Here is a 5,637-nt window from a genome sequence, read left to right on the forward strand (position 1 = left end):
GCTCCTACCCGCCGGTCTGGGCCGACGCGTGGACGTTCATGGGCTCGCTGCTCGCGACATACGGCATGGCGCGGGGCTGGACGGAGTTCTGGCTCATGTGGGTGGCGGTGGACATCGTCGGTGTGCCACTGCTGTTCAGCGCCGGCTACTACGCCAGCGCCGTCATGTACCTCTTCTACGGCTTCTTCACCCTGGCCGGGTTCTTTGTCTGGTGGCGTGCCTCCAGGCTGGCGAACCTGCCGGTCACGGTCGAAACCGCCTTCCCCGACCCCGTGGTGGCCAAGTGAGTGCCCTCAACACCGCCGGCCTGAGCGCCGGATTCAGCGCCGCCCCGTCCGGCACTGCCCAGTCCGGCACTGCCGCGTTTAACGCTGCCGAGAATGCTGCGATGCAGGCTGCCCTGGCCGCCGCGGCGCAGGGCCCGCGGGGCGCCAACCCGCTCGTCGGCGCCGTCGTCGTCGGGACCGACGGGACGCACCTCGCCACCCGTTACCACCGCGGCGCAGGGACTGCCCACGCCGAAGCCGACGCCATCGGCCAGGCGAAAGCGGCGGGCCGGGACCTCCGCGGCGCGGCGATCGTGGTGACGCTGGAGCCCTGCAACCACTGTGGGCGCACCGGCCCCTGCGCGCAGGCGATCATCGATGCCGGCATCACCGACGTCATCTACGCCGTCGACGATCCCCACGACCCGGCGGCCGGCGGCGCCGTGACGCTCCGGGCCGCGGGCGTCCGTGTCCGCTCCGGGCTGGCGGCCGAGKCGGCGCTGGACCTGAACCGGCGCTGGTTCGACGCCGTCGCCGCCAAACGGCCCTTCGTCACCCTGCATATCGCCCAGACTCTCGACAGCCGCATCGCCGCCAGCGACGGCACCAGCCAGTGGATCTCCAGCCCGGAATCGCTTGCGGACAACCACGCCCTGCGCGGCCGGATAGACGCCATCCTGGTGGGCACCCAGACGGTCCTGATCGACAACCCCCGGCTTACCGCCCGGAACGCCGACGGCGAAGCAGAGGGCAAACAGCCGTTGCGCGCCGTGATGGGGTACCGGGGCATTCCCGACGACGCCGCCATCCACGGAGCCGACGGCAACGTCCTGCACCTGGCCACCCGCGACCCGCGCGAGGCCCTGGACCAGCTGTTCGCACACGGCGTCCGGCACCTCATGGTGGAGGGCGGCTCACGGATCCTGAGCGCGTTCCTGGCCGCCGGCCTGGTCGACGAACTCATCGTCTACCTGGCGCCCACACTGCTTGGCTCCGGCACCGCCGCCCTGGACGACCTCGGCATCACCACCCTGGCCGATGCCCAGCGGTGGGAATGGGACCCGGCATCCGGAGGCGCCGTCCAGGTCCTCGGCCGCGACCTCCGGCTCCATCTGCGCCCGGCCGCCACCGCCGATGATGCTGACCCGGCCGGCCCGGCCGCCACCCCTACTTCATCCGATACCACCCCGCACCGCACCGGCGCGGACACCGCCGCAGGAGGCAATTGATGTTTACCGGAATTATCGCCGAGCAGGGAAAGGTGCTCTCCGTTGAGCGCAACGGGGACAGCAGCGCCACCGTTCGGCTCCATGCGCCCGGCGCCACGGACGGTCTCGCCCTGGGCGGTTCCATAGCGGTCAACGGCGTCTGCCTCACCGCCACGCAGATCGACGGCAGGGACTTCAGCGTTGACGTCATGGGCGAGACCTTGGTCCGCAGCACGATCGGAGAACTCACGGCGGGCGATCCCGTCAACCTGGAACGCTGCGTCCCCGCCGGGGGACGGTTGGACGGCCACGTGGTCCAGGGCCACGTCGACGGCGTCGGCCAGCTCGTGGAGCGCGAGGGGCTTGGCAACTGGGACCGGCTGCGGTTCGCGGTGCCGGCCGGGCTGGCCCGGTACATCGCCGAAAAGGGATCCATCGCCGTCGACGGCGTCTCCCTCACCGTCACGGCAGTCAGCCCGGCCAACGATCCGGCGCCCTGGTTTGAAGTAGGGCTCATCCCGACCACCCTGGCCGAGACCGGCCTAGGCCAGAAGACACCCGGCGGCCATGTAAACCTCGAAGTCGATGTCCTGGCTAAGTACACCGAACGCCTGCTGTCCTTTGCCGGCGGTTCATCGCCCGCTGCGCACAGGGCAGCCGAAGGTTCCGCCGGAGAAGCCGCCCTCACGGACGGGGCCGCGAAATGAGCCGGGTCACGGACCAGCCCGGCCATGACGTGGCCGGGGTGCTCCGCGCCGCCGCTGCCGGCACCGGGCGTGTAGGCCTCGATCCGATCGAGGACGCCATCAGCGCCATGGCAGCCGGGCGCCCCGTCCTGGTGGTGGACAACGAGGACCGCGAGAACGAAGGCGACATCATTTTTGCCGCCGAGCACGCCACCCCCGCGCTGATGGGCTGGACAGTCCGCTACAGCTCCGGAGTGATCTGCGTACCGCTCGACGCCGGCCGGGCCGACGCCCTGGCGCTGCCGCCAATGGTGGCAATCAACGAAGACGCCAAGGGCACCGCCTACACCGTGTCCTGCGACGCCGCCGTGGGTGTCAGCACCGGAATTTCCGCCACGGACCGCGCCCTGACGGCCCGGATCCTGGCCGACCCGCAAAGCCGGCCACATTCCTTGACCCGTCCCGGGCATGTTTTTCCCCTCCGCGCCGTTAAGGGGGGAGTGCGGGAACGTCCCGGCCACACCGAAGCGGCCGTGGACCTGTGCCGGCTCGCGGGCCTGGAGCCCGTGGGCGTGATAGCAGAGCTTGTGTACGACAACGGAGAAATGATGCGGCTGGACGGATTGCGCGGCTTCGCCATCGAGCATGGCTGCMCCCTGATTTCGATTGCGGATCTGGTGGCGTATCTTGAAGCGGAACAGCACGGCAGCCACGCAGCGGACCCTGTCTGATGGAGGAGAAATAATGACGACTTCGGAGACCCGAGAAGAGACGGCCATGGCCCGTCAACCGCATCCGGTCAGCGCAGGACCCATCGTCCAGCTGCCCACCGCCTTTGGCGACTTCGTGGCGCAGGCCTGGACCGACCTCGCCACCGGCGCGGAGCACCTGGCCGTCAGTTCACCGATGGCGCCGGTTGACGGCGAGCCACCGCTGGTCCGCCTCCATTCGGAGTGCCTGACCGGCGATGTGTTTGGCTCCTACCGCTGCGACTGCGGCGAACAGCTCGCCTATGCGCTCGAGCTGATCAACGAACTCGGCGGCACCCTGCTGTACCTGCGCGGCCAGGAGGGCCGGGGGATCGGCCTGGCGAACAAGATGAAGGCCTACGCCCTGCAGGAGGCCGGTTTTGACACTGTGGAGGCCAACGAACAGCTCGGGCTGCCGGTCGACGCGCGCTGCTACAAGGCCGCGGCCCAGATCCTCGCGGAGATGGGTCTCCACGAGATCCGGCTGCTGAGCAACAACCCGGACAAGCAGGACCGGCTTGCGCAGGCAGGCGTCAAGGTGGTGGAGATGGTCCCCACGGAGGTCCCCTCCCGGGAGCAGAACATCCGCTACCTGCAGACGAAGAAGGACCGGATGGACCACCGCCTGGTCCTGGACGTTGAACCGGCTCCGGCCGCCGGCCTGTCCGGATTCGAGCACGACCAGGACTGACCGGGCAGCAACACGACCACCAGACTCAACAGCAAGGAATACCTATGAGCGGCCACGGCGCCCCCCAGATCGACCTCAGCACCTTCAAGCCCGAAGAAACCTCACAGCTCAAGCTGGCCATTGTGGCCGCGAGCTGGCACACCCAGATCATGGACGGGCTGCTCGACGGTGCCCTGCGCGCCGCGAAGGACGCCGGCATCAATGAGCCGACCGTCCTGCGCGTGCCGGGCACGTTTGAGCTCCCGGTCGCGGCCGCCCGGCTGGCACCGCACTTCGACGCCGTCGTGGCGCTCGGCGTCGTCATCCGGGGCGGTACCCCGCACTTCGAATATGTCTGCGAGGCGGCCACCCTGGGCCTGACCGAGGTCAGCGTCCGCACCGGGATTCCCGTCGGCTTCGGCGTGCTGACGTGCGATACCGAGCAGCAGGGGATCGACCGGGCAGGCCTGCCCGGATCCACCGAGGACAAGGGAGGCAGCCGTCCGCCCGGAGGGCTCCCGCACCGTCGCCGAACTGGATTCCGGAGTCCATGGCATCGGCAAGAAGGTCGTGGAGGAAGCAGCCGAGGTTTGGATGGCTGCGGAGTATGAATCCGATGAGGCCGCCGCCGAGGAAATTTCCCAGCTGCTCTACCACCTGCAGGTTCTGATGCTCGCCAAAGGACTCACCCTGGAAGACGTCTACAAGCATCTGTAGCCGCGCCCGCACCGGACACCGCCATGACTTCGCTGGCGGATCCCGTGCACCGCGTGGCCGATGTGCCCCAACAGAGACTTCCACACCCAAGAGAGACTTTTCCCATGCTTAGAGTTGCCGTCCCGAACAAGGGATCCCTGTCCGAAGCTGCCGCGGCCATGCTGGCCGAAGCAGGCTACCGCCAGCGCCGCGATACCCGCGAGCTTGTCATGGTGGACCCGGACAACGACATTGAGTTCTTCTTCCTGCGCCCGCGCGACATTGCTGTGTACGTGGGCCAGGGAACGCTCGACGTCGGCATCACCGGCCGCGACCTGCTGCTCGACGCGGAGGTCGAGGCTGAGGAGCTGCTGCCGTTGGGCTTCGCCGCTTCCACCTTCCGCTTCGCCGGCCCGGTCGGCGACTTCACCACGGTCGCCGAGCTCGAGGGCAAGCGCCTGGCCACGAGCTACGACGGACTGCTGCGCGGCTACCTGGCCGCACGCGGCATCAACGCCAAGGTGGTCCGCCTTGACGGCGCCGTGGAATCCTCCGTCCGACTCGGCGTCGCCGACGCGATTGCCGACGTCGTCGAGACCGGCACCACGCTCAAGGCTGCCGGCATGGAGATATWCGGCGAGCCGATCCTGAATTCGGAGTCCGTGCTGATTGGCCGCAAGGGCGAGCAGAACCCCGCCACGGAGGTCCTGATCCGCCGGCTCCAGGGCGTCCTCGTGGCCCGGCAGTACGTGCTGATGGACTACGACATCCGCAAGGAACTCGTCGAGCAGGCCGCCGGGCTCACCCCCGGCCTGGAGTCGCCCACCGTGTCGCCGCTGCGCGATTCGGACTGGGTGGCCGTCCGCTCGATGGTGCCCAAGCGGGAAACCAACCGGATCATGGACGAGCTCTACGACCTCGGCGCCCGCGCCATCCTGGTCAGCAGCATCCACGCCTGCCGCATCTAGGCTCCCCGCCTCGCCGGGTCCCGCCAGGAAAACCTTCAGCAACCACCCTGCAGCAATTACCCGCCTGCAAGTACCAGGAGAAGTCATGACTGTTGCCGTGCGCGTCATCCCGTGCCTCGACGTCGACGCCGGCCGCGTGGTCAAGGGCATCAACTTTGAGGGCCTCCGCGACGCCGGGGACCCGGTGGAACTGGCGCACCGCTACGACAACAGCGGCGCCGACGAGCTGACCTTCCTTGACGTCACAGCGTCCTCCGGCAACCGGGAGACCACGTTCGACGTCGTCCGCCGCACCGCCGAGGAAGTCTTCATCCCGCTGACGGTCGGCGGCGGGGTCCGTGGCGTGGCCGAGGTGGACAAACTCCTGCGCTGCGGCGCGGACAAGGCCGCCATC

8 protein-coding genes and 1 pseudogene are annotated in these 5,637 nt (G+C 68.8%); all 9 read left to right on the forward strand.

The window, feature by feature from the left end:
- Nucleotides 1–287: nicotinamide mononucleotide transporter family protein (locus tag AC1D1S_RS19680; RefSeq protein WP_476995275.1), on the forward strand; the 287-nt coding region annotated here is incomplete at its 5' end.
- On the forward strand, nt 284–1,495 hold the full coding sequence (gene ribD, locus AC1D1S_RS19685) for a bifunctional diaminohydroxyphosphoribosylaminopyrimidine deaminase/5-amino-6-(5-phosphoribosylamino)uracil reductase RibD (RefSeq protein WP_476995276.1): 1,212 nt from the start codon (nt 284–286) through the stop codon (nt 1,493–1,495). The genes AC1D1S_RS19680 and ribD, both read left to right, overlap by 4 nt.
- Nucleotides 1,495–2,181 (forward strand): riboflavin synthase, encoded by a 687-nt coding sequence (locus AC1D1S_RS19690; protein WP_243179154.1) that lies wholly within the window; start codon nt 1,495–1,497, stop codon nt 2,179–2,181. The genes ribD and AC1D1S_RS19690 overlap by 1 nt, the downstream gene beginning before the upstream one ends.
- Nucleotides 2,178–2,891, forward strand: coding sequence for a 3,4-dihydroxy-2-butanone-4-phosphate synthase (gene ribB, locus AC1D1S_RS19695; protein ID WP_476995277.1), 714 nt, complete (start codon nt 2,178–2,180; stop codon nt 2,889–2,891). Before AC1D1S_RS19690 ends, ribB begins: the two co-directional genes overlap by 4 nt.
- A 13-nt stretch (nt 2,892–2,904) precedes the next feature.
- Nucleotides 2,905–3,600: a GTP cyclohydrolase II gene (ribA, locus tag AC1D1S_RS19700; protein ID WP_243179150.1), complete on the forward strand. Its 696-nt coding sequence runs from the start codon at nt 2,905–2,907 to the stop codon at nt 3,598–3,600.
- Between the two features lie 44 nt (nt 3,601–3,644).
- A pseudogene (ribH, locus tag AC1D1S_RS19705) lies at nt 3,645–4,073 on the forward strand (6,7-dimethyl-8-ribityllumazine synthase); the annotation flags it as partial.
- Nucleotides 4,015–4,296 carry a phosphoribosyl-ATP diphosphatase gene (locus AC1D1S_RS19710; RefSeq protein WP_476995280.1) on the forward strand — a complete coding sequence of 94 codons (282 nt, stop codon included), beginning with the start codon at nt 4,015–4,017 and terminating at the stop codon, nt 4,294–4,296. The pseudogene ribH and the gene AC1D1S_RS19710, both read left to right, overlap by 59 nt.
- A 104-nt stretch (nt 4,297–4,400) precedes the next feature.
- Entirely contained in the window at nt 4,401–5,243 is an 843-nt protein-coding gene (hisG, locus tag AC1D1S_RS19715; protein ID WP_476995278.1) for an ATP phosphoribosyltransferase, read from the forward strand.
- A gap of 85 nt (nt 5,244–5,328) precedes the next feature.
- Nucleotides 5,329–5,637, forward strand: a 309-nt coding sequence (locus AC1D1S_RS19720) for a HisA/HisF-related TIM barrel protein (RefSeq protein WP_476995279.1), incomplete at its 3' end; no start/stop codon positions are given.

It is taken from the genome of Arthrobacter sp. P1_A5 (genome assembly GCF_056406825.1).

Bases quoted from the DNA above. Each gene is read 5' to 3' on its own strand.
- AC1D1S_RS19690 (WP_243179154.1), top strand. From the start codon at position 1,495: ATGTTTACCGGAATTATCGCCGAGCAGGGAAAGGTGCTCTCCGTTGAG.
- ribA (WP_243179150.1), top strand. From the start codon at position 2,905: ATGACGACTTCGGAGACCCGAGAAGAGACGGCCATGGCCCGTCAACCG.